The following is a 23,377-nucleotide window of genomic DNA, read 5'->3' as shown; positions in this document are numbered from 1 at the left end:
GCAGAGCTTCGGCTCCGGACTGGTCAGCCGGGGCCATCGTAGTCCCGGGGGAATTCGGGGACTTCCACGGCGAAGCGGTTGCCCATGCCGGAAGTCAGACGGGTCCCTTCCCACACAGTCGTCATCCGGTACCGCGCCTCACCGTCTTCTCGCCGGTCGCGCATCCAGACCTGCACAATCCGCTTCCGCGCACGCGAGATATGGGACTGTCTGATGTACTGGACCAAGTCGTGGAAGTCGTCAAAATTCGGTCCGAACGCGTGCCACTGTGTATTGAACTCATTGCGCACCAGCAGCCGCAGAGGCAGGTGCGCAAGGCGAAACTGCTCCGACATGCAATCTCCTCGGCTGAAAGTCAGGGCTAGATGCCCAAATGGGTTCGACGGGGTGCCACGGGCTCGGCTGTGCTCCTGACCGATGCGTCCCGAGACAATCGCGGTCACGGCAGATCTGGGAGCACAACCGGCGGGATCTCCACACCGTCCGCGACGAGGACTTGGCGGATGTGCTGGGCCAAGGAGCGGACACGGTCGGTAGGCAGGCCGCAATCGAGCGCGGTGCGCAGCAGCGCTGCCAGGCTGTCGTAGGGGTCGGCAGTGAGGGCGGCCTCGACAGCCATGCCTGCCAGGGCCCCTTCTCCTCGGTGGTAGGTCAGAAATGCCAGTACCGACGCGGCGCGGGCGCGATCCTGCCCGCTCTGTGTGCGGGTCAAGGTGAGCGCTACCTGCTCGGCGGCGTCGGCGTGAGCAGTGCCTGCCAGGGCGAGTGCGGCGTCTCGGGCCGGGTTGTCGCGCCAGGCGACGGCGACATCGGCGAGCGCCTGCGGGGCGGCGTCCGCGCCGGCATCCACCGCGGCCACGGTGCACAACACCGTCTGGATCCACAGGTATTCGCGCGTGCCCGCGTCACCGGGATGGAGGCGGGTCTCGGCGTCGGGGAGATGTTCGGAGATTTCCTGGGCCAGTTCGGGTAGCGGGGTGAACAGGTCTTCGAGTGCAGTGCGGTCGGGTGCGACCGAGCCGCCTCGGTAGGCGCGGTAGGCCGCGATAACGGTAGTAGTCGGGTCAGGAAGTACCCCGGTCCGGTGCGGTGGGCGCAGACTGTGCCAGCGCTGCTCGGTGGCGATGCGCTGGACCGTCCAGGCGCCTTTGACTTCGACACCGGACTCGGCGAGCCGATCGTTCACAGCGATCAGGACGGCGTCGTCGGGATGGAGAGGGGGCCGCCGGTCGTCGATGACGAAAACCAGCACCGCGTCGGCGCCGTTGGCTATGGCCGCTGACGCTACGGCGCCGGCCATGTCATGTGGGTCGTGCAGATCGCAGCGGACGACCGCCTTGATAGCACCAGCGCGCCGGCTGGGTTCCAGGCTGAGTAGGGCGACGACCAGGGATCGATGGGGGACGAATCCGAGGATCGCTGGCACCGAGGCTATGAGCTGGCCGGGATTGTCGATCCGCACGGGGTGATCCGGTGCGGTGGCGGCGGATCTGTTCTTGTCGACCATGGGTTCCTCTCGCGGAACGGGCAGGTGGGAAGGACCAGGGGCATCTGGGCGCAACGCAGGCTGGGATAGGAGCCTGTGATGCAAATCCGGGACGCGGCGCGAAGACGCCAGCAGTTGTAGAACGCTTGGAACGGTCCCGTGATTGGCTACGGCAGCGCCGTGCATGGGAGCAAACCGGATCGCCGAACTCGAGACTGCGGCCACAGAAACAGGTAGTGGTGCGTAGCTGGACCGTCGTACACCCGCTATGGGGAGCCGCAGGATCGCCGGTGTTCTGGAAACCCTTCGCATACCATTTCGGGCGGCACAGCCGTCCGAGACCGGCGGATCGACGGGCACGGGAGGGTCCGGCCAATTCGGTGGCTTGTACACTCGAAATACGATTTGCAACAGTCGATTTAGTTGACTCAGGTACCGGTTGGCCAATCTGCTACGGCCGGTGGATACGGTTGACGTTCAGCAGAGTGCGGAGGGTTCTGGTCGTCGGTGACCAGAAGTGGTGCCGACAAAGTGAGTTGCGTCTGGTGATCACCGAAACCGGGGACACAGACTCGCACGTCGATCTGAGCGACCAACGCACCGGGAGTCGCGGGCTCGGCCAGCCACGGGTGGTGCCGGTCTTCGTCGACTGAGGGAAGACATTCCTGGATCCATTGCACCAAGTGCGCGGCATGGGAAATCGTGGACACGGCAGTCTCTCTGGGGTTCGGTGAGCGCCGCGGCAGAAACATCACGGCGGTCACGAGGCATGATCAGGAGATGGCCGCCGGGTTCTCGTGCCCTCGGGAGACGGGTCGGCCGTGCAGCGGCGCGAGTGGCCCGTGCTCCCTGAGTAGTCGGCGGCAACGCCCCGCCAGTAACCCGGGCAGCAGAGTTGTGCAGTCCAGGTAAGTCCGAGATCCGGCGCCGCATCGCTCCTGGCGGAGGCGGGTGTATGCCTCCGATCGAGCCGGGTCGAAGAGTGCGGAACGCTGGAATGCGGGATGACAGCGTCGGCCGTAATGCGTGTTTGTTTCGGATAAGATTGGAAGCGGGACAGATCAGTTGGCACGGGTAACCGCGTTCAAGGAGTCGCGCATGCCCGCAGACCGTTCCCGATCATCGAAAGCCAGACGTTCTCCTGAAGCCCTCGACCGCATTCAACGGTCCCAGGAGAGAGTTAAAGCTCGCCGCGACGCCGCGCGGCTGCAGGAACAGATCATCCTCGAGGCGGTGAAACGCCATATCGACGCCTGGCAATCGATCGGAGCCCGGGAAAGCCAGCGCGACAGCGATATCGAGCAGCTCCGCGGCCGCATCGCCGAGGTCGAGGCCGACGCCGCAGCCGAAATCGACCGCCACCGCGTCACCCAGGCCGGTGGCGCGGCAACCTTGCGTGAACAGGGACAAACCGACGATGACATTGCCGAACTGCTGGAGATCACTCCGAAAGAAGCACGACGGCTTCTCGGACTGGCCCGCACCGCAACCGAACGTAGCGGGGTGCAAACGGCCCCGCCCAGACCGCAAAGCACAGGGCAGAGGCAGAAAGACCAGAACCTTGGTGCTCCGGTCCAAGAACCGGCGCGTGAGAGTCGTAGGGAACCGGATGTCATCGACGACCCCCGCCGCGGTGGGACGAACACCGCGGCGGGGGAGGGATGATGGTGATGTGGTTACCGATTCAGGTAGCCGCCGGCTTTCCAGACCATCCAACGGAACTGATCGGGAGTTACGGCTTGGCGGGCAGGGATGTCGGGTAGCGGCGAATACGGCCAGAAGGCCAAGTAGCAACGATGGCAATACCAGCCCGCGCACCACACCGCCATCGCGCGGGGACGACCCCGCATGATCCGGGCGTTGCGACGCCCGCGCTGAAACGAACTGCGTAGGGTCAACAGCCCTGGCAGCGATATCGTTCCGACGCACATAATCATGCCGAGCAGGAGCGACGACCGATCTGTGTTGGGCGGGGGAAACATCATTGCCGTGGTCAGGACCACCAGCACGATCGCTGGTAGGACCAGCAGCAACAGCCCCAAACCGGTGAGCCGTCTTGTCGGCTCCAGCGCCGGCGCACAGGTCAGGCTTCGAGCCAGGGTGGTGCTCTGGCTGCGTTCGATCGTGGTTGTACCGACCACAGGTACGAGCCCGGTGGAAGCGATGCCGACGCCGCTGTACGTACCGGTGTCGTAGCTGGTGGAGGACCCGTCGGCGCAGATCGCGGGTACGCTCTGCACGCCGTCGAGTCGGTGGCAGTGGGGACAGGTGATATCGACGTCCATCCGGGCATTCCCTCCCACGCCGCGGCGTGGGAGAACGCGACAGCGCTGCTGGTGACCGATCCAAGGGTGAAACCTTGAGATCAATCCAACACCGCCCTCCGGTGGGTTGTCGAGTGTGATTGTGGGGGCATCGATCATGGGTCGGCCTCCGACCCGGAGGGAAATGGTTCGACAGATTCGTTGCCGCCCTCATCGCCGGAACACGCTGGCGGCTCCTCGGCGTGTATGGCGCGGGCGTCGCTGAGGATCCGACTCACCGTGGTGCGGCTGGGGGCGACCCGCTGTGCGATCTGGGACGGGTTCAAGCCGTCGCGGTAGTGGAGAGTCAGGATCTGTGCCACCTGATCGGGATCGCGGCGTCCCGCCGGATCGCGTGCGCACACTTGCTGGGCTATCAAAGACAGATTTTCCGGATTCCGTTCACCGTCTCCGGGCACTGTGCACACAGTGTCGAGCACGGATTCAGGTGTGCGCACGGTGAGTTGCAGGGGTGTACGCACAGTGGCAAGCATGGAGTCGGGTGTGCACACGGAGTGATCCAGGGGTGATGTTAGAGGTGTGCGCACGGCAACACGCTCCTCCGCACGGCCGGTGCGTTTGCCCTTGGGTCCACGATTCTCGAGCGCGGCGGCGTCGTTTACAGTGCGCACGGGAGAAAGCGGTGCATCGGTTGCTTCGTCGTCAGAGGTGGCGGAGCGCGCCAGAGACAGCAGTGCGACGGTTGCCTGGCCCATGGAACCTTCTATTATTACTGGCCAGAGCCAGGCTTCACCGGGCGGTATCCCGGCGATGATCGCCAGCGAGCGTAGTGCGGTGAACGACAACCAGAACGCGCCCGCCGCTATGAGCACCGTCATGGCTGTGGCCAGCAGGTAGGTGCCGCGCGCGTAGGCGTGCGCACGGGAGAGCACCGAAACCCCATGCACGGCCGCGAGTAATGCCAGTGGAGGGATGACCGCCACGACGGCAGCAACGGCAGGGAGCGGGGTGTCGTGCAGTACGGCCTGGGTGGCGTTACCGGTGATACTTACCGCGGCGGCGGTGATCAGAACTGCCCAGAAGAAGGTGCGCGCACGCGGGGCTCGTGCGGACGCCGCTGGTGCGGCGCCGCGAACGGGCGTCGTGCGGTCGACATCGAGATCGACCATGGTGGGGAGACTCCTTCCGGGCAGGGCAGGATGAACGGACGGGATGCGCGTATGGACGTGACATACGGCAAGACAACTTGTTGCCGACATCGGGCAGGCAGAGGGGAGTTGCGCTTCGGGTTCGCCCGCCGCCGCCCGGGACGCAAAGCCTTCCATGGCGGCTTGTCTGGAATCAGGAATTATCAATACCGGTTGACGAACAGTTAGGACTTGTGCGGCGGCCCGGAAGGCGTGGCCATGCGCAGGGTTTGCGCCACCGCGATCGAGGGGTTGGTATCGCGGCCCTGTTCGAGCCGAGCCAGGTCCCGGACGATCGGTTTCCCTCACCGGATCCGGGAGTCTTCCGGTGAGCTCGCGGTCGAGGTTGTTGACTTCGATCTCGAGGTAATGGACTGCAGATCGCAGACCCGGAATCGGCGGCGCTCAGGTGCACCGTGATCCCGCCGTTCTCGAGCCCGCATCGGGGTGATCTCGTGGCATTCGATCTCGATAGCGGGGCCTGAGCCCTCCCGTGCACCAGTCATGCCAGCACTCCATCGCAGCAGTTAGTGCCCTCGATCAGGCGGATAACGGATCCCTCCACCGGTCGTGCCACTCCTGGTCATTGCTGGGTCAGCCGATGCTGGATTGCCGCACGCCGTGCCGACCAGGAGAGTGTCGTCGACCCGAACCTCGACAGCATGACCCTCGACATCCAAATCGGGGAAACTCGGCGCCCGCTGCGCTCGAGATCGCGGGATGGTCTATTGGCAAGGTCCGGTCACGCTCACCATCGACAACAATGACGCCCTCGAAACCCATTTGGAGTCCTACCTGCCTCGGGACCCGGCCGCGGGCATCGAGGCGGTTGCCTCGTCCGAATCCAAGTGAACCGAGACACGGAACGGCCCGTCGTCGATATTGGGAGTAGGTCTGTAGCCCGGCGATCTGGAGGCAAGGGCGGGTCTTTCCGCTACGGCGGCACGCGAACATCACGAGGCGATCACCGTAGACTCCGGTACGCTCGAACTTATGCAGATTGGGTATCTCACAGCAGGGACGGGCGCCGCTGGTCATCGTCTCGCTGCCCGCGATGCCAACGCTGCCCGAAAGGCCGGTGCTACTACCCCGTCGGGCGTCTGTGAGTCAACCCGTCGTCATGGGTTTCCATGCCAAAGGCCGACGGTTATTCGCTCTCTGCATGGTGGACGGGTGGAGAACGTCGGCGCGGGCCTCACGACACTTTTTACGACAACGTCCCCACCGGCCACGCCAACTACAACAGCGAAAACATGCCGTTTTACCAGGAAAACCCCCTGATCAGGGGGCTGTCCCACGCCTGGCAGTGTGGGGGTCAGGGGTTCGAGTCCCCTTAGCTCCACCTAAAACCCCAGGTCAGGCCCGGTCAAGTGCCGGGCCTGACCTGTTTCATTTGGACCAACCCCGCGTTTACCCCCCGTTTTGGTCCTGGATCCTGTTTGCCGAAATCGATGCGGTTGCGTGTGCATGGTGTCCCCCGGGACCGAACCGGCGGATTCTATAAGCAACTGTCTCGACCGACCGCCCCGGTTGCAGCATGGCTGAGATGGAGCTGCCGCCGTCGTCGAGAGACGGTGGTCGTGCCGCGGTTGATCGCGTCCTGTGCCGTATCGCGATTCGGGTCTATGGGCGCCTGCGTCGGCGGAAGAGGTGCCGGCGTGCGGCACGGTCCGGGGCGCCGATACCGCCGGCCGAGCCGACTTTCTCGCAGAGCGGCACGGCCGAGGGGCCGACCAGGGGAAGTCAACCCACACCGCCCGGCGGGTGTCGCCCCCAGCGGCGGCGATGGGACCGACGCTTCCCGTGACTCGCTCGTCCAAGAGGTGCGCTGACGCATCGAGGATGTTCACCCCTCCTGCAGCGGATGTCGGCGCGCTGTTTGCGGGTCATCGATGCCCGGATGTCCCGGATGTTCCGCCCCGGCCGCCGTATCGAACATGAGGACATTGTCGGCGAGGCCGGGTCGCTGCCTCGTGCACCCTTCGTGTCCGGCAGTGCGGTAGGCCTCGCACTGGACCTGACGTGAACGTATGTTTACTATAGTGAACATGCGTTCACATGTGGATGATCGTACAGCGAGGGCCAGGATCAGAGACGAGGCTTTGCGGCTATTCGCCGAGCGTGGACCCGACGCCGTGACGGTTCGCGCCGTGGCGGCGGCTGCGGGGGTTTCCCCGGCGCTGGTGATTCGGCATTACGGTGCGAAGGCCGGGCTGCGCGAGGCGGTGGACGAGTATGTCGCCGCGGTTTTCGAATCGTTGCTAGAGCGGACGGTGTTGGCCGACGCGTCCGGTCCGTGGGCGCCCGGCGCGGATTCGGGCCTGGCGGCGCAGGTGATCGCGCAGCTGCCCGCCGACTCTCCGGTTCCTGCATATCTCGGGCGCATGCTGCTGGCAGGGGAGCCCGCCGGGTCTGCTCTGTTCCGGCGTTTGTACGCGGTCGGTCGAGAAGTGCTGGCCGGGATGGTCGAGCGAGGCCTCGCCGATGCCGGTACCGATCCGGATATCCGTGCCGCGTTTCTGCTCGTGAACGACCTCGCGGTTTTGACCTTGCGTCCTCACCTCGGCGCCGTTCTCGGGATCGATCTCGGGTCCGAAGACGGTATGCGGCGGTGGGGTGCCGAAGTGTTGTCTATCTACCGCTCAGGTTTGAGAGGAGGCGTCATCGAACGAGGCAAGTGACCGGCCCCAGGCAACCGCAGCTAATCACGATCGAGGTGCTCATGAATGATTCTTCCGCTCTTCCCGCTCCGGCCGCCGGTGCTCTCGTCGGCATCGCGTCTCGGGCGCTACACTCCCGCCGCTTGATGCGAGCTCCTGTGTGGCTGTATCGGGCACGGCTCGGTTTCCTGCTCGGGACACGAATGCTGATGCTCGAACATATCGGGCGAAAGACCGGTGCTCGCCGCTATGTGGTCTTGGAGGTCGTCGATCGCCCTGATCCGGATTCGTACGTGGTGGTCTCGGGTTTCGGTACCCGGGCCCAGTGGTTCCGTAACGTGCGAGCCGATCCGCGGGTCCGGGTCTGGCTCGGCGGTCGCGGGCCCGCCGAGGCGCGCGCGAGCGTGCTCGGCCCGGACGAGGTCGCTGCCTCGTTACACGCCTACGCGGCTGGGCACCCCCGTGCGTGGGCAGCCCTGAAACCGGCCATAGAGAACACGCTCGGTACGCAGATCGACGAACGCGGCACCGGCCTTCCGATGGTCCGGCTCCGCCTCGCGCGGGAGTAGGTCCTATCCGGACTCGGAACTCCACGGGCGCGGTATCGAGTTTTCTCGGGTACGTATGGACCTCGGTTACCCGAAGTCCACACGGTAGGAGGGCCATTCTTGACTCTCCGGCCCGGCTACCGTCCGGATATGAGCAACATAGTCGAGGTGGTGGGTTTCGCCCTCGCGGAGGATCACGGTGTCCCGGCGAGAGGCGGCGGCCGGGTCGACTCGCGTCGAATCTGCGCTCTCGGTCCGGGGCGCGCCCACCGTTGCATAGATCCGGTGTATGCCGGGAAGGAGCTGAATCCACATTCGAGTCCAGCTCGCCTGGACGGCGGTACCGTCGATGGCGATACCGGGAGCCGGTACCCGCGCTTGCTCACCCGGTATTTCGACCTCGCCGGTGCTGTTCGCTCGCCACCGGCTCATCGGGTTCGGTGGACGTTTCGGTCTTCCCGTCGTCGGTTTCGACTCCTCGGGCGCGTGGGCTTCCAGCTCGTAACGCAGGTGCAATGACAACGCCGACCATCCGGGCGCGGGGCACGGAGGCTCGGGTGTGTCGACGTTGCAGGTCTCGGGTCGAATGCTGTCGGTCAGGAGAGGGGTCGACAGCAGTACCGGTGAGGGGCGGCGGGCGTCGATGACAGCGCGGGCGACGAATATCAGTCCACCGCAGACACCGGCCCCCGCGGCGCCGAACGTGAGCAGGACGCTTATCGGCAATCGATCTATGGCCGCCGGGCCGAGTAGCCCGGCCATGATGCCCAGGAGGGTCGTCACGGCTATTGCGATAACCACGGCCCACACCGTTATGGCGACTCTGCGTTCGGTGGGCGGGGAACTGTCGATGGCGATGACGAGCGCAACGATACCGCTGATCGCCGCTGTGCCCGCGCTGATAGTCGTCATCACGGTCGCGCAGGTCATGTACGGATCTCTGCCGGGGTCGTAACCGCGGCATGCGAATTCATCGGCCATCGGGCCGAAGCCCTTTTCAGGGCCGGTTCGCCGCCGGGCTCTTCGAAGCGCGAACGGTCGAGGTGGTGTCGATTCGCCCTGGGTGGAACCGAGTTCTGAAAGGTATTGCCACCCTGCAAGAGCGCTCCCGTGGTCGAATAGACCCGACCCGTTTCGGGCCGGGCTGCCGACCAGACTTCCCGGCGCACCATCGGTAAAGATGCCGGAAAAGGCGCTCCACTGCAACTCCGGCTACCCGTCGAACCTGCTGTTGCTGCGGAATTGTTCGCCTATTCCCGTGAGGGAGAACAATTTACGAACTGATGGACCATCATCTATCGTACCGTCATCTAACGGCATATTTTTGGGGTGTTTGTCGCATTCGCTACCGGCAGTCGCCGGGTGTCTGCGGTACCGCTACGACGGGAGTAGGTGAGTATGTCACCAGAGGTAATCGGTTTCGCCTTGCTGATGCTGGGCGTGCTGATGTTGATCGCGAAGATCATTCGAGTGAAGTGGAAGCTTGCGCAGAAACTGTTCATACCCAGTTCGATCATCGGCGGTGCGCTCGCGCTGTTGATCGGGCCGGATGTGTTCGGGCGCATCGCATCCCTGTTCGGCAACGACAGTTTCACCGACTCTGGTCTGCTGACACCGGAGATCATCGAAGTATGGAAAACCCTGCCGGGACTGTTGATCTCCCTGGTGTTCGCGGGCCTGTTGATGGGGCACAAGCTGCCGTCGCCGCGGCAGGCGTTCCGGGTGGCCGGTCCGCAGATCACCTTCGGTATGACGGTGGCCAGCGGTCAGTACGTGTTCGGTCTATTACTGGCGATCCTGGTGCTCGGTCCGGTGTTCGGGTTGCCGGCGATGGCGGGCACGTTGATCGAGATCGGGTTCGAAGGCGGGCACGGCACCGCCGCGGGTATGGCGGGCACGTTCGAGGAATTCGGCTTCCCCGAAGGCCAGGACCTGGCACTGGGTCTGGCCACGGTGGGTGTGCTGTCCGGCATCATCTGCGGGATCGCGCTGATCAACTGGGGTGTGCGCACCGGTAAGACCACCGAACTGCGTTCGGATGCCCAGCCTTCGGTGGCCGAGCGCGCGGGTCTGGTGGAAAAGGAGCGGCGTCGTTCCGCGGGCACCTTGACAGTGAACCCGTCCTCGATCGAACCGCTGACACTGCACTTCGGGCTGCTCGCGGTGGCGGTGCTGATCGGGTGGCTGCTGCTGGAAGGAATCCAGTGGGTGGAGTCCAAGCTCTGGGCCGACAGCTTCGAACTGTTCGCGCATGTGCCGTTGTTCCCGATTGCCATGATCGGCGGGATCATCGTGCAGGGGCTGATCCAAGCGTTCGATCGTGAGGAGATCGTCGATGTGCAGATGATCGAACGTTTGCAGGGCTTCAGCCTCGACGTGCTGGTTATCGCCGCCCTGGGTACCTTGTCGTTGACGGCGATCGCGGCCAATATGGGTCCGTTCATCCTGCTGTCGATCACCGGTCTGGTCTGGACGGCCGGTGCGTTCATTTTCCTGGCGCGCCGAATGCTGCCGGATTTCTGGTTCGAGCGCGGTATCGCCGATGTCGGTCAGGCCATGGGTGTGACCTCGACCGGTTTGATTCTGCTGCGGGTGGTTGACCCCGATCTGAAAACCCCGGCGTATCAGGCGTTCGGGTACAAGCAGTTGATCATGGAACCGTTCTTCGGTGGTGGTCTCGTCACTGCCGGGGCGATTCCGATCATCGCCAACTTCGGTGTTGGCTGGTTGCTCGCGGGCATGCTCGCGCTGTTCGTCGGCGCGCTCGCCGTCGGGCTGTTGTACTTCGGCCGGCGTCCCGTCGCCGCTGCTGCGGAGGAACCGGCACCAGCCGCCTCGTGACGAGCGGGAAGCGAGTTCACCCTTGGTGCGGCACCTGCGCCGGGGGTGAACTCGCTTCTGGGCTGTACCAAAGGCCGGATGTGGGTTCGATCGAAGTTCGTGATGCCGATCGTTGTGCACGCGTAATCGGATGTCATGCCGGTTTGCTCGGTGGCCGACAATAGGATCATCGTCGATCACCTCCCCGCGCAGCATCCCCGAGCGGTCTGCCGTGAACCTGCCGAACCGCTGTCGCCGACGATCGGACCGGTAGGTCCGGCGGTTGCGGCTCGACGGCGGGCGGACTGGGGGTCCTCCGATGTCGAATCCAGGTGCCCGCGTTGCGTCACGTGTTGCCGGATTGCCCAGAGGTGCTCGATCAGCCGCTGGACCGGGTGATACTGCCCGAGCGTCGTTGTTTGATCTTCTCTACTGGATAGCCCGCGAGCATGCTGACAGCCAGGCCGTAGACGGCGAGGCCGATGAGCACCGGAAGCGGGATCTGCCCCTCGGGGTCGAAGGCGACCCACAGTGCGTAGGCGCTGGGCGGCATATACAGGATCGCCGCAGTGGTTTCGTACCAGGCCACGAGTTGGTTCGCTTTTCTTCGGCGTACAGGGTCGGTGCGGATGTGGTCGGGGATGTCCTCGCCGTACCCTTTGGTCGTACTCGTCGCCAGGCCGCGGAAGCCCAAAGACGCCAGGTAGGTGCAGAAGAGAGCGCCGGCACCGAAAATCAGGCTCACGATGAAAGCCTTCATGGGTCTCCCAGGGTTCTCGCTCAACCGGTTGCTGTCGGCCGATCGCCGCTTCGATCGGAGGCGGGCCAGTTCGACCTCCGAACGAAGCGGGGCGTTCGGTTCCCGCGGGAGCCTGGCGACAGCCGATCCCGAAACTGGCGGACCACTGCCGCGCCGAGCACAGCCAGTGCCACCAGGACGACAGCTATCACGAACACATCCTTCGTGGTTCGCGCGACTTCCACACCCGCGACCGTCAGGGCGATGAAAGCGATCATGTTCGGAAGCGGCGTATGGCGTGCGGTCAACTCATTCCCCCTACGTTCGGCCGCGTTGGTATCGGTCCGAGGTCGCGCGGTGAGTATGTCGCGCTGCCGGCCGCTGTGTGCGTTCACGAATCAGTTGGTATCCAAGTCGCGCTCCCGGAAACGGTAAGCACCGGCGACCGCCGCAGCTGCCGTGGTCGCGGTGAGCACGATCAGCGCCGGCCAGCGGAGGTCTTGCATGGGGAGGCGGGCGATGTGCTGGAACGGGGACAGATCGTGGACCCACTGCGGCAGGTTCATGATCGGGCCGAAGAAGCCGAGAATCATGGCGAACCCGAATACTGCCCAGGTGGCGCCGATGGCTCGGGGTAGGACGCCGTAGAGCAGGGCGGCGATCGCGAGTACGAGAAATACCGCCGGGGTGAAGACGAGGTGGGATACGAAACCGTCGGCGATGTAGCCGGCGTCGCCGACCGATAGCGCCAGCGCGATTCCGAATGCCACACCGGTCGCTGCGAGCAAGGCGAGTGCCCCGACGGCTGCTACCCCGATATACCCGGCGAACCAGGCGATCCGGCCGGTCGCGGTGGCCAGTACCGGTTCGGTGCGGCCGGTAATTTCCTCGGTGCGAAGCGATTGCACGGCGAGGATGGCGAAGACGGTGACGAGCAACGCGTCGAAGAAGGCCATGGTGCCGAGGTAGCCGTCGAGCATCCGGGTCGCGTCGCCGCCCATGACGTCGACGACTTGGTCGGGCAGGTCGTCGAAGGAATCGACGATGGTGTTGCCGATCCCGCCGTAGAGCGCTCCGCTGGCGACCAGTGCGCAGGCCCAGCCGATGAGCCCGGCCCGTTGCAGGCGTGCCGCCAACGCCACCGGTGTGGCCAGCCAGGCCGGAGCCTCCCGGTGGCCGGGACGAGGTGGAACCAGCCCGGCGCCGAGGTCGCGGCGCGAAGAGAGCAGATAGGCCAGCGCGGTGACCGCCATCATCAGCGCAAATGACAGGAGCAGCGGCCACCAGCGGCTGTCGGCGTAAGCGCGGGTTTGTTGTGACCACGCAAGTGGAGACAGCCAGGACAGCGCGCTGCCGCCTTCGCGGACGGCGTCGCCGGCGGCGCGGATGACGTAGGCGATGCCCAGGGCGAGGCCTGCGAGTCCGGATGCGGCGCGGGAGTATTCGGTGATCTGGACGGTGACGGCGGTGATCGCGGCGAAGACGAGGCCCGCGGCGCCGACACCGGCGCCGAACAGCCACGCATCGGAGGTATCGAGTCCGGCCGCGGCGAACGAGCCGGCGATCAGCAGTGTCACTGTGAGATTGGCGATGACGGCGATGACGAGTGCGGCGGTGAGCTGGGCATGGCGTCCGACGGCGTTGGCGCGGACGAGTTCCGCGCGTCCGGTCTGTTCCTCGATGCGCGTGTGCCGGGAGATGAGCAGGATATTCATCAGCGCGGCGAGCAGCAGGTAGTACAGGCCGTAGACCGCGACAATCACCGATTCGATGGTGGGATCGGTCAGTCCGTAACCAGGGCCGGAGATCAGGGCACCGACGACTCCCTCACTGAACTGGCCGACCGCCCGCAGGTCTTCGGGAGTTGTGTAGACCTGCTGTAGTGCCGAGGCGTAGTAGAGGCTCATCAGTGCGATGCCCAGGACCCACGCGGGAAGTTTGATCCGGTCACGGCGCAGATCGAGCCGGACCAGTGTGCCGGTCCCGGCCAGGGCGTCGCGCCAGGTCGTATGTTCGGGATCGATCGGAGCTGCGGCCGACGGCGTGTCGGGATGTGTTGCGGTGGTCGTCATTTGCCTGCTCCGTTGCTCGCGGCGGCGAGTTCGTCGCCGTAATGACGCAGCATGAGCTCTTCGAGCGTGGGTGGGTGGCTGGTCAGCGCGCGGATTCCGGCCCGGCTGACCATGGCGATCGCGGAATCGAGTGCATCGGTGTCGACATCGAATCGAACACGGCCGTCCTCGCTGACGACACTGTGCACACCGGCGAGAGCGTCCAGATCGCCGACCGGCCGCTCGGTCACGGCCTCGACCGTGGTGCGGGTCAGATGCCGGAGTTCGGCGAGGGTGCCGTTCTGCACCACCTGTCCGGCGCGGATGATGCTCACCCGGTCGGCGAGTTTCTCCACCTGCGCCAGAATGTGGCTGGACAACAGCACGGTGCCGCCCCGGTTCTTCACCTCGGCGACCACGTCCTGGAACACGACTTCCATCAGCGGGTCGAGTCCGGCGGTGGGTTCGTCGAGCAGGAACAGGTCCGCGTCCGAAGCCAGTGCGGCGATCAGGGCGACCTTCTGCCGGTTGCCTTTGGAGTAGGTGCGGGCTTTCTTCGTCGGGTCCAGATCGAACCGTTCGATGAGCTCCTCGCGACGCTTCTTGTTGACTGCTCCCCGCAGCCTGGTGAATACGTCGATCGCTTCCCCGCCGGTGAGGTTCGGCCACAGCTCCACATCTCCGGGGACGTAGGCCAGCCGCCGGTGCAGGGCTACCGCATCGCGCCACGGATCTCCCCCCAGTAGCTCGACCGAACCGCTGTCGGGGCGCAGGAGACCCAGTAGGACCCGGATGGTCGTGGTCTTCCCGGCGCCGTTCGGTCCGAGGAATCCGTGGACCTCACCAGGGTGGACGTCGAGCTCCAGGCCGTCGAGCGCGGTGGTGCGACCAAAAGTCTTGCGCAATCCGGAGATTGCGACGGCAGTGTCCATACCTCTCAGCCTACATATCTTTCACAAATGTGTGAATAGTTTGAAGGATATGATGTAGCGGCAGGTGTGAACAGGGGTAGAAGGAGGTCGGTGTGGACGAGCGGGACCAGCAGGAGCAGGCGGTCCTGCGGTTCGTCGAGCAATTCGCGCTGTTGCTCGCGGATTCGGGTACACCGCGGATGGCGGCCCGGGTCTTCGCCTATGTCCTCGCCGACGACGCCGAGCGCTACACCGCCCAGGAACTTTCGACCGGTCTGCAGGTCAGTCCGGCCGCGATCTCGGGAGCTGTTCGCTACCTTGTGCAAGCCGGGTTACTCGGCCGCGAACGCGAGCCAGGTGCGCGTGCCGACACCTATCGGGTGTATGACGAGGATGTCTGGTACGCCATTACCGCCCAGCGTCAGGAGGCGCTCGACCGGGCGTTGCGTTTCCTCGGCGATGGTGTCGAACTGCTCGACGCCGCCCGCCCCGGTGGCCGCCGGGTTCGCGAGACCCTCGAGTACTACCGGTTCATGCGCGCCGAGCTTCCCGAAATGATGAGCCGCTGGCAGAAACATCGCCGCGAGATGTTTCCCGACGCCGACTGATTATGGCGATCCGGTTCGCCCGGCCCTGTCGGCTTCCGGCGGGCCCGGCCGGCGTCACAGGTGTCCGGTGAGGTGGTCGACCAGTTCCACAACCCCGGCCGGGTCGTCGTCGAGGGCCAGGTGCCCGCAGGTCGGCAGGATGCGCAGTTCGGTGCCGAGCAGATCGCGAACAGCGGGTTCGAGACGGGCGGGCGGCAAAAAGATATCGTGCGAGCCCGTGGCCACCACACAGGGCACCGACCGGCAGCTTTCGAGTAGTTCGGGAGGCAGCGGCGAGGGCGCCAGGGTGGTCCGGCAGTAGCGGGCGACCAGGGTCATCCACTCCACCAGATGCGGTGCTACAGACTGTTCCGGGCCCGTCATCAGGTGCAGGAGCCGGTGTGTGTGACCGGGTGAGGGCGCGGCGAGCCAGGCCAAGGTTGCCGCGAGCAGGCGTGGCGTCACCTTCAGGCGAACGAGTCCGGCCGGGGCTACGAGCACGCGGCCGGCGATCCGCACGGAAGGGCAGGCCAGGGCGATCGCCCCGCCCAGCGAATGTCCGAGCAGTACGGCCGTATCGGGCACGGTCTGTTCCAGCGCTTCGTCGAGCCACCGCCCGTACCAGGGGAGCCGGTCTTTGCGGGGTCGCTGGGGCGCGCTGAGTCCGGGCTGGCCCGGTGTATCCAAGGCGATCACCCGGTACCGAGTTGCCAGCTCCGCCAGAAATGGGAGCGAGGCCGCGGTGTTCATGTTCGTGCCCGGGATCACCACAACGGTGGGTGCCGACTCGTGGGTGGGGCCGAGAGTTACGACGTGGGTGGGTCCGGCCGATGTCGTGATGGTCCATCGCCGATGGGTGGTGTCCCAGTCCTGTAGCTGCTCGGTGCACCACCGGCCGATCACCTCACCGCTGGGGGTGTTGATGTAGGCCGATCCCATCCGCCGGCCTCCTTTTTCTGGCGTGTGGCGGTCCTCGAAAGGTGCCGGCATGGTCAGGACCCCTGCTGATAGATGTCGGGTATGCCGTCGTTGTCGTCGTCGCGGGCCTCTTCTTCTGAGATGCGGCGGTAGACGCGGTTACGTATGCGGAGCACGATGGCGGCCAGCCCGGCGGCTGTCAGGGTGCCGACGAGGACTCCGATGCGGACATGGTCTTCCCAGCGCGGTTGGTCCGCGAAGGCCAGTTCCCCGATCAGCAAGGAGACCGTGAACCCGATCCCGCCGAGCAATGCCACTCCGGTGACGTCGATCCAGCTCAGGTCGGAATCCAGCTCGGCACGCGTGAGTTTCGCCGTCAAGAAAGTCGTGAGCAGAATCCCGAAGGCCTTACCGGCCACCAAACCGACGACGATGCCGAGCGTGACCCGGTCGGTGAGCGAATCGACCATCCCGTCGAGCCCGCCGATGGTCACCCCGGCGGCGAAGAACGCGAACACAGGCACCGCGAAACCGGCGGTGAACGGGCGGATCCGGTGCTCGAACCACTCGGCCAACCCCGGGTCCTGCGCCGACGGATCACCGGCCCCGGATCGGGTGGTGAGGACGGGCACGGTGAAGCCGAGCAGGACCCCGGCGACAGTGGCGTGGACCCCGGACTCGTGCACCAGCCACCAGGTCGCCAACGCCAGCGGGACCAGCACCCACGGCGAGCGGACCCGGCGCTGAACCGCAAAGGCGAAGGCGGCGAGGGGAAGCACAGCCAGTCCCAGGTAGGGCAGATGCAGTTCGTCGGTGTAGAAGATCGCGATCACCGTCACCGCGAGCAGATCGTCGACCACCGCGAGGGTGAGCAAGAACGTCCGCAACGCGGTGGGCAGATGAGAACTGACGACCGCGAGGACGGCCAGCGCGAAGGCGATATCGGTGGCGGTCGGGATAGCCCAGCCCTTGACAGCGTCGCCGTTGCCGAGGTTGAACGCTAGGAATATCAGCGCCGGGCCGACCATCCCACCGATTGCCGCCACCACCGGCAGCGCCGCGCGGCGCGGGTCACGCAGGTCCCCGGCGACGAACTCGCGTTTGAGTTCGAGGCCGACGACGAAGAAGAACACCGCCAGCAGTCCATCGGCTGCCCACGTCTCGAGCGACAGGTTCAGATGCAGTCCGGTCGGCCCCAGCTGGAAATCGCGTAGCGCCTCGTAGGCACTCGACCACGGGGTGTTGGCCCAGATCAGCCCGATCGCCGCAGCGACGATCAGTAGCGCGCCTCCGGCGGTCTCGGTGCGCAGAACGGCGGTGATCCGCCGGGTCTCCGGCCAGGAACCCCGGGCAAATAGTGAGAGACGGGGTGGAGGTGAGCTCATCAGCGCGGGTCATCTTTCGTCGGCATCGACCCCGGCCCACATATGGACCGGATACGCCGACCAGGCTTCCCGGCTCTCCTGCTGTAAAGATGCCGTATAGACCATGGTGAACGCAAACCGCGATCCCGCTGCCGGCCAACTCGGCCGGTAGCGGGATCGCCAGGTTTCGCGTAGGAGGTGCGGTCTCAGGTCGGCGAGGGGTGATCGGCGCTGTATTGTTCGCGCCATCGCTCGATCAGGGGGACGAGTTCGTTGAGCATGAAGGTGTAGAAGTCCTGCATCTCGTGCAGGCGCCGCGCGGTGACCGTATCGGGGCCGGTGGCGTCGATACCTTCCTGCGCCGAATCGCGCATAGTGGCCAGCATCGTGTTCTGCTGCGACATCAGCGCCGCCCAGGCTCCGGCGCGGAAACGGTAGTGGTCGCGGCGGCTGCCCGGCGCGGGAACCCGTTCGATCAGCCCGACCGGCATCAGATGTTTGATCGCGGTCGATACCGCGCCGGAGCTGATCGACAGCTCCGCGCACAGGTCGGCGGCGGTCATCGTGTCCTGCTCGGTGTAGAGCAGGGCGGTCAGTACCCGCGCGGTCGACCGCTGCATCCCGCCGCCGGCCGACAGCGTGAGCGCCAGTTTTTCGGCGGCTTCCCGCAATCGCTCGTTGGTTCCCATGCCCACGAAGGTATCAGAGCTGCGAATATTCCGAATATTTACAAATCTCTGAAAGTTCTATACATTTTGTCTCATGATGAGAGCGCTCGAGCTGAACGAGCTCACGAAGACCTACGGCTCGTCCCGGGGGCTGGTCGAGCTGTCGCTGTCGGTCGAACACGGCGAGGTCTTCGGCTACCTGGGTCCCAACGGCGCCGGAAAATCCACGACTATCCGCCTGCTGCTGGACCTCATCCGCCCCACGTCCGGCACCGCCCGCATCCTCGGCCTGGACCCCCGCGCCGACGCAGTCGCCTTGCACGAGCGGATCGGCTATTTGGCCGGGGATTTCGTCGCGCCCGGGCGGCAGCAAGTGGGGGCGGCTCTGCGTTTTCTCGCCGCCTTGCGTGGGGGAGCGGGTGCCGACCGTATCGACGTCCTGTGTGAGCGGCTGGAATTGGATCAGGGCAAGCAGATCTCGGCGCTGTCGAAGGGCAACCGGCAGAAGGTCGGCCTGGTGCAGGCATTCATGCACGAGCCCGAGCTGCTCATCCTCGACGAACCCACCTCGGGCCTGGATCCTCTGGCTCAGCAGATCTTCTTGGACATGGTGACCGAGGCCGCTGCGGGCGGGCAGACGGTGTTCATGTCCAGTCACATCATGAGCGAGGTCGAAGCGGTCGCCGACCGCGTGGCCATCATCCGCGAGGGCCGCCTGGTCGCCCTCGACACCGTCGTCGGCTTGCGTGCCGACGCCGTCCGTGATGTCGAAGTCACCTTCACTGGGCCCGTCGACTCCTCCGCCTTCACTGGTCTGCCCGGGGTCGCCGATGTGCGGATCGAGGGGGGAACCCTGCGCTGCCAGGTGACCGGCAGCCCCGATGCCCTGCTGCGCGCCCTGGCCGGTCATCACGTCGCGGGCCTGCTGGTCACCGAACCCGCCCTCGAAGACCTGTTCCACAGCTACTACACCGGAGACGCCGATGCTGCCTGATATCTACACCCGAACCCTCGCCGACAACCGCCGTGCGCTGGCGGCCTGGTCCATCGGTACCGCCGCAGTCGGCTTGATGTATGCCGCGTTCTACCCGCAGGTCGGCGGTAGCGGCGGGATGGCCGAAACCGTCCAGAACTATCCGGAAGCGATGCGCGAAGCGCTGCGCATGCAGGACATCGGCTCAGCCGCCGGCTACTTGGGCTCGACGGTGTTCGGACTGCTGCTGCCGCTGCTGGTGATGGCCTTCGGGGTCACTTTCGGCGCTCGCGCTGTCGCCGGGGACGAGGAAACCGGCTACCTGGACCTGCTGCTGGCCCACCCGGTTGGCCGGACCCGGCTGGCCGTGGAGCGGTTCGCCGGGCTGGTCACCGGCGCGGCCGCCATCGCGATCTTTGTGTTCGCCGGCATGCTGGTGATCCGGTCCGGTGCAGATCTCGAATCCATCGGCATCGCCGAGTTCGCCGCGCAGTGCGTGCAGTTGGCGCTGCTCGGAATCACCTTCGGCGCGCTGGCCATCGGATTGGGTGCTGCGCTCGGAAAACGCGGACTGGTGCTGGGCATCTCCGTGGGAATCGGCGTACTCACCTATGTCGCCGGCAACCTCGCCGGGGTGATCGGCGCGGGCTGGCTGAAATACCTCTCGCCCTTCCACTACTACATCGGCGGCGAGCCCCTGCGCAACGGCATGCAGTGGGCCGATGCTGCGATCCTGCTCGCGGTGAGTGTCGCCCTGGTGGCCCTCGGATTCCTCCGGTTCAACCAGCGCGACCTGCACTCCTGAAGCCGATCGCCCAGAGCCCAGCGGCACCGTTCGGCGACCGCTGGGCTGGCTCATGTGCCGTGGTGATCTCAGGTGAGATTGGCGAAGCGTTTGACCTCTTCGATGCGGCCGGACACGATGAGCGCATCACCGGCGGCAACCACAGTGGTATCGAAATGCTGCCGCAGGCCACTGGCCGTAAGCCTTCGGCCGACACCGCCCGCGCACAACTGCAGCGCGCTACTACCGCTTGTGTGGTGGGTGGCGAACTGAAGCCCTGGTCGACGTCGATACACGCGCAAATCCGGATGTATCCTCTACTGTCGGTTTCCAGTGCGGCTTCAGCTAGCGACAGGATGGGAAGCTGCGGTGATTGCGGCCGTGCCACCGTCGACGCCGACTTCGGCTTGTGTCCTGGCTGCTTCCAATACCGGGTCGACAAAGGATCGACGGAATTAGCCATCTGAGGTAGGCGCGCAGTACGCCCCATCGGCGGGGGAGCCGCTTGCCGCGGTGGCAACTCAGCCGAAATCTATGGGCGTCCAACAAGGGCAGGTAGCGCCGAAGTCGAGCTTCCTACGGCTCACTACGGGCAGCGTATCGACGGACCCCCGCGGAAACGCTCCCGATAAGTAGGACCGAGCGTTTGGGCTGGCCGGCTGTGCAGGTTGCGTATCGTTTGGCGGCGCTACGTGGGTGCAGACTCGAGCAAGCCCCGCGGTTACCCCGCGCTTTCGTCGTGGATGTGACGCCGGCGTCGGATGTCTACCAGGGGAGAGAGATGCTCGTGGAGCTGGAGGCGCATCGTTGGTCGTGTAGCTTTTTTTCCCTGGTCAGTCGTCTGCTGGGGTGTCGTGCACCGTCCTGGGCGTAGCCAGTTATCAGGCTGTGTGCGCTACCGGTCGACTTGACGTTCTGACAACCGGTCATCGAGGGTCGAGTGTTCGTTGGGACGGTAGCTTCGGGGGTGGTTCGACCCGGGGCCAAGTGATGGGGTCCCGACGGCCGTTGCGTACCAGACGCTGTATTCAGTTGTAGCTGAACGTAATTTGCCTGGATCGCAGCCTGCTGGTGTGCCCGTCTGCGTTGCCGTTGCGGGGGTCGGTCGTTGGGTCGGGCTCCGCCCACCGATCCTGTCTGGGCAGATGGGCTCATGACGCTCGATGTGGGGGTCAGGGGTTCGAGTCCCCTTAGCTCCACAAAAGTAGCAGGTCAGGCCCGGTCTCAGATCGGGCCTGACCTGTTTTTTGTGTCTGGCCCCGCGTTTACTCCCCGTTTTGGTCCTAGATCCTGTTTGCCGAAATCGGTGCGGTCTCGACTCAGGATCAGAATCTGGACCGGCAGACCCGCGTGCTGAAGGCCGCCGGGTGCAAGAAGGTGTACGCCGACAAGAAATCCGGGAAAGACGCCGAGCGCGAACAGCTCGCCAAGTGCTTGGACTACATGCGCCCCGGTGACACTCTCGTGGTGGCGTCGCTGGACCGGCTCGGCCGCAGTCTGCAGGACCTGATCTCGATCGTGGCCGGTCTGTGGCGCCGCGGTATCGGGTTCCGGTCCCTGCACGAAGCACTCGACACCACCACCCCCGGCGGGCGTTTGGTGCTCCACGTCTTCGCCGCCTTGGCCGAATTCGTCCGTGAACTCATCGTCGATGGCACGCATGAAGGCCTGGCCGTGGCCCGGGCCCGCGGGCAGCGCCTCGGCCGGCCCCCGGCGATGTCCGACGAGCAGGTCCGCCAGGCCCGCGCGCCCTGCTCACCCGTCCCGACGAGACGGTGTCCTCGGTGGCTCGGCTGATCGGGATCTCGCGGACCACGCTCTACAAGTACGTGCCCGAGATCAGCGATGGTCCGGCGGCGGATACCGCCGGCTCGCGGAGCTCGTGAGTGGGTAGGGCGGAGTCTCAGTCGTCGCGGGTGGTCTCGCCGGCCGCCGGTGTTCCGTCGTCGGGTTCTGCTTTGCTGGTGAGCAGGATCTGCAGCCATCGCGTCGTTGGGTCCATGTCGACCAGTAGTGCTTTGGCGAACATCGTCAGCGGTATCGCCAGGATCGCTCCCAGCGGTCCGAGCACCCATGACCACAGCACCAGTGACAGGAATGTGAACGTCACTGTCAGTCCTACTGCGTCGCCGACGAATTTGGGTTGGATGACGGACTGGATGATCACGTTGATCACGCTGTAGACGACGATCACCCACAGCATCAGTACCGGGCCGCCGTCGAGCAGGGCCAGCAGCGCGGGTGGGATCACTCCGATGACGAAGCCGACGTTGGGGATGTAGTTGGTGATGAACGACAGCAGTCCCCACAGGATCGGCAGCGGGATGCCCATCAGCCACAGTGCGCCGGCGTCGATCACGGCGACGATCAGGCCGAACACGGTGGAGACGACGAGGTAGCTGCGTGTGTTGTGGGCGAAGGAGGTGAATGCCGACGTGATGTCGGGGCGTATCCGGTTCAGTGTGTTGAGTCGCCAGGTGTAGGTGGCTGCGTCGGCGGACATGAACAACAGCAGGGCGAACACGAAGAACAGGTTCGAGAAGACCGCGAGGGTGCTTTGCAGGATCACGCCGACCAGGTCGGCCACTTTGGACATGTCGATGTCGGTGAACATCTGCTGCACCTGGTCGGAGCCGATGCCGCGTGATTGCAGTGCGGAGCGTGCGTTGCCGACGAGTTCGTCGAACTTGTCGGAGTACTCCGGCAGCAGGGTCGATAGTTGCGCGATCGAGAACACCAGGGCGGAGACGAGGACCAGCAGGATCCCCCAGACAGCCAGGATCGCGATGATCGTGACGAGCCATCCGGGCCAGCGTCGGCGTCGCAGCGCGTCGGGTAGCGGCTGCACGGCGACGGTGAGTATCAGGGCGAGGAAAACCGGGCCGATGATCTCGGCGAATGCCTTCATCGCGGTGAGGACCACGACCAGGCTCGCCGCGCCCAATAGGACGGTGACCGCGCGTGGTATCGCCGGTTTCGGCATGTTTGCCGGTGACGCAGATACCGAACTCATCGCTACCTACTCTCGTCGATGGTTCCGGCCTCTCGACGAGCTCGATCCTAGGTGCGGTCTCACCCGCGACGGGTGAGGCCGCACCGACGAATCACCTCGCCTTCGCGGGCCATCTCGCCGGCGAGGCCGACTCGGTCTTCAAGCGTGAGTTCGCCGATCAGGCGCTATGCGTACGCACCTACGCGGAGATGACCGCCGCTGAGGACACGATCGCCGCTGGCGGGTGGTGAACCCGCCGGATCACGTCTCGATCATCCCGCGCGGGTGATGACCGGGTGCTGGCGGGTGAGAAGTCTTGCGCTGTGGTCAACCGGCCGCGCGCACGCCTGAGGGAGGACACGATGGGCAAGAGCGACGAAACATTCATCTACCTCGCGACATATCCGGATGAGGCCACGGCCCGA

The 23,377-nt window shown here is 65.3% G+C and carries 23 protein-coding genes; 11 read left to right on the top strand and 12 right to left on the bottom strand.

The features are described 5' to 3' along the window. Nucleotides 1–23 precede the first annotated feature (23 nt). The gene (locus AB0H42_RS30185; protein WP_357062295.1) at nucleotides 24–335 is read right to left on the bottom strand and encodes a hypothetical protein; all 312 of its coding nucleotides are present in this window, start codon (nucleotides 333–335) and stop codon (nucleotides 24–26) included. A 104-nt stretch (nucleotides 336–439) separates the two neighbouring features. Next, the gene (locus AB0H42_RS30180; protein WP_357062294.1) at nucleotides 440–1,507 is read right to left on the bottom strand and encodes a DUF4192 domain-containing protein; all 1,068 of its coding nucleotides are present in this window, start codon (nucleotides 1,505–1,507) and stop codon (nucleotides 440–442) included. A 1,077-nt stretch (nucleotides 1,508–2,584) separates the two neighbouring features. Between AB0H42_RS30180 and AB0H42_RS30175 the strand changes: the two genes are divergently transcribed. Further along, a complete protein-coding gene (locus AB0H42_RS30175; protein WP_357062293.1) occupies nucleotides 2,585–3,151 on the top strand; it encodes a hypothetical protein in 567 nt (188 codons plus the stop codon). Nucleotides 3,152–3,162: 11 nt separating this feature from the next. Here the strand turns inward: AB0H42_RS30175 and AB0H42_RS30170 are convergent, their stop codons facing one another. Beyond that, on the bottom strand, nucleotides 3,163–3,771 hold the full coding sequence (locus AB0H42_RS30170; RefSeq protein WP_357062291.1) for a hypothetical protein: 609 nt from the start codon (nucleotides 3,769–3,771) through the stop codon (nucleotides 3,163–3,165). A 134-nt stretch (nucleotides 3,772–3,905) separates the two neighbouring features. Continuing rightward, nucleotides 3,906–4,919: a DUF2637 domain-containing protein gene (locus AB0H42_RS30165; protein ID WP_357062289.1), complete on the bottom strand. Its 1,014-nt coding sequence runs from the start codon at nucleotides 4,917–4,919 to the stop codon at nucleotides 3,906–3,908. Nucleotides 4,920–5,657: 738 nt separating this feature from the next. Between AB0H42_RS30165 and AB0H42_RS30160 the strand changes: the two genes are divergently transcribed. The 3 genes from AB0H42_RS30160 (at nucleotide 5,658) to AB0H42_RS30150 (ending at nucleotide 8,166) form a co-directional block, all read left to right on the top strand. After that, entirely contained in the window at nucleotides 5,658–5,789 is a 132-nt protein-coding gene (locus AB0H42_RS30160) for a hypothetical protein (protein WP_357062288.1), read from the top strand. A 1,196-nt stretch (nucleotides 5,790–6,985) separates the two neighbouring features. Beyond that, nucleotides 6,986–7,618, top strand: coding sequence for a TetR family transcriptional regulator (locus tag AB0H42_RS30155; RefSeq protein ID WP_357062286.1), 633 nt, complete (start codon nucleotides 6,986–6,988; stop codon nucleotides 7,616–7,618). Nucleotides 7,619–7,743: 125 nt separating this feature from the next. After that, entirely contained in the window at nucleotides 7,744–8,166 is a 423-nt protein-coding gene (locus tag AB0H42_RS30150; protein ID WP_357062284.1) for a nitroreductase family deazaflavin-dependent oxidoreductase, read from the top strand. A gap of 66 nt (nucleotides 8,167–8,232) precedes the next feature. Here the strand turns inward: AB0H42_RS30150 and AB0H42_RS30145 are convergent, their stop codons facing one another. After that, a complete protein-coding gene (locus AB0H42_RS30145) occupies nucleotides 8,233–9,126 on the bottom strand; it encodes a hypothetical protein (protein WP_357062283.1) in 894 nt (297 codons plus the stop codon). 417 nt (nucleotides 9,127–9,543) lie between these two features. Between AB0H42_RS30145 and AB0H42_RS30140 the strand changes: the two genes are divergently transcribed. Continuing rightward, nucleotides 9,544–10,986 (top strand): sodium:glutamate symporter, encoded by a 1,443-nt coding sequence (locus AB0H42_RS30140; RefSeq protein WP_357062282.1) that lies wholly within the window; start codon nucleotides 9,544–9,546, stop codon nucleotides 10,984–10,986. A 358-nt stretch (nucleotides 10,987–11,344) separates the two neighbouring features. Here AB0H42_RS30140 and AB0H42_RS30135 read toward each other — a convergent pair whose 3' ends face one another. The 3 genes from AB0H42_RS30135 to AB0H42_RS30125 form a co-directional block, all read right to left on the bottom strand. After that, entirely contained in the window at nucleotides 11,345–11,725 is a 381-nt protein-coding gene (locus tag AB0H42_RS30135) for a hypothetical protein (protein ID WP_357062280.1), read from the bottom strand. Nucleotides 11,726–12,102: 377 nt separating this feature from the next. After that, nucleotides 12,103–13,776 (bottom strand): ABC transporter permease, encoded by a 1,674-nt coding sequence (locus AB0H42_RS30130; RefSeq protein WP_357062278.1) that lies wholly within the window; start codon nucleotides 13,774–13,776, stop codon nucleotides 12,103–12,105. Further along, nucleotides 13,773–14,687: an ABC transporter ATP-binding protein gene (locus AB0H42_RS30125; protein WP_357062277.1), complete on the bottom strand. Its 915-nt coding sequence runs from the start codon at nucleotides 14,685–14,687 to the stop codon at nucleotides 13,773–13,775. The genes AB0H42_RS30130 and AB0H42_RS30125 overlap by 4 nt, the downstream gene beginning before the upstream one ends. A gap of 92 nt (nucleotides 14,688–14,779) precedes the next feature. Between AB0H42_RS30125 and AB0H42_RS30120 the strand changes: the two genes are divergently transcribed. Next, a complete protein-coding gene (locus tag AB0H42_RS30120; RefSeq protein ID WP_357062275.1) occupies nucleotides 14,780–15,274 on the top strand; it encodes a MarR family transcriptional regulator in 495 nt (164 codons plus the stop codon). Nucleotides 15,275–15,328: 54 nt separating this feature from the next. Here the strand turns inward: AB0H42_RS30120 and AB0H42_RS30115 are convergent, their stop codons facing one another. The 3 genes from AB0H42_RS30115 to AB0H42_RS30105 form a co-directional block, all read right to left on the bottom strand. Further along, nucleotides 15,329–16,192 (bottom strand): alpha/beta hydrolase, encoded by an 864-nt coding sequence (locus tag AB0H42_RS30115; protein ID WP_357062274.1) that lies wholly within the window; start codon nucleotides 16,190–16,192, stop codon nucleotides 15,329–15,331. 53 nt (nucleotides 16,193–16,245) lie between these two features. After that, on the bottom strand, nucleotides 16,246–17,556 hold the full coding sequence (nhaA, locus tag AB0H42_RS30110; RefSeq protein WP_357062272.1) for a Na+/H+ antiporter NhaA: 1,311 nt from the start codon (nucleotides 17,554–17,556) through the stop codon (nucleotides 16,246–16,248). A 185-nt stretch (nucleotides 17,557–17,741) separates the two neighbouring features. Next, a complete protein-coding gene (locus tag AB0H42_RS30105; RefSeq protein WP_357062347.1) occupies nucleotides 17,742–18,206 on the bottom strand; it encodes a MarR family transcriptional regulator in 465 nt (154 codons plus the stop codon). 91 nt (nucleotides 18,207–18,297) lie between these two features. Here AB0H42_RS30105 and AB0H42_RS30100 point away from each other — a divergent pair, with 91 nt between their 5' ends. The 5 genes from AB0H42_RS30100 to AB0H42_RS30080 all read left to right on the top strand — a co-directional run bounded on the left by AB0H42_RS30100 (nucleotide 18,298) and on the right by AB0H42_RS30080 (nucleotide 21,846). Continuing rightward, entirely contained in the window at nucleotides 18,298–19,197 is a 900-nt protein-coding gene (locus AB0H42_RS30100) for an ABC transporter ATP-binding protein (protein ID WP_357062270.1), read from the top strand. After that, complete coding sequence (locus tag AB0H42_RS30095) at nucleotides 19,187–19,981, top strand: ABC transporter permease subunit (protein ID WP_357062268.1); 795 nt, start codon at nucleotides 19,187–19,189, stop codon at nucleotides 19,979–19,981. The genes AB0H42_RS30100 and AB0H42_RS30095 overlap by 11 nt, the downstream gene beginning before the upstream one ends. 62 nt (nucleotides 19,982–20,043) lie before the next feature. Then, entirely contained in the window at nucleotides 20,044–20,427 is a 384-nt protein-coding gene (locus AB0H42_RS30090) for a hypothetical protein (RefSeq protein ID WP_357062266.1), read from the top strand. Nucleotides 20,428–21,310: 883 nt separating this feature from the next. Then, nucleotides 21,311–21,757 carry a recombinase family protein gene (locus AB0H42_RS30085; protein WP_357062265.1) on the top strand — a complete coding sequence of 149 codons (447 nt, stop codon included), beginning with the start codon at nucleotides 21,311–21,313 and terminating at the stop codon, nucleotides 21,755–21,757. Next, on the top strand, nucleotides 21,736–21,846 hold the full coding sequence (locus AB0H42_RS30080; protein ID WP_357062264.1) for a hypothetical protein: 111 nt from the start codon (nucleotides 21,736–21,738) through the stop codon (nucleotides 21,844–21,846). Before AB0H42_RS30085 ends, AB0H42_RS30080 begins: the two co-directional genes overlap by 22 nt. Nucleotides 21,847–21,863: 17 nt before the next feature. Here AB0H42_RS30080 and AB0H42_RS30075 read toward each other — a convergent pair whose 3' ends face one another. Continuing rightward, on the bottom strand, nucleotides 21,864–22,973 hold the full coding sequence (locus tag AB0H42_RS30075) for an AI-2E family transporter (RefSeq protein WP_357062262.1): 1,110 nt from the start codon (nucleotides 22,971–22,973) through the stop codon (nucleotides 21,864–21,866). Nucleotides 22,974–23,377: the final 404 nt, after the last annotated feature.

The organism is Nocardia sp. NPDC050799, from assembly GCF_040654015.1.
In the GTDB taxonomy this organism is placed as follows: domain Bacteria; phylum Actinomycetota; class Actinomycetes; order Mycobacteriales; family Mycobacteriaceae; genus Nocardia.
This window is presented reverse-complemented; position numbering and strand designations above follow the sequence as displayed.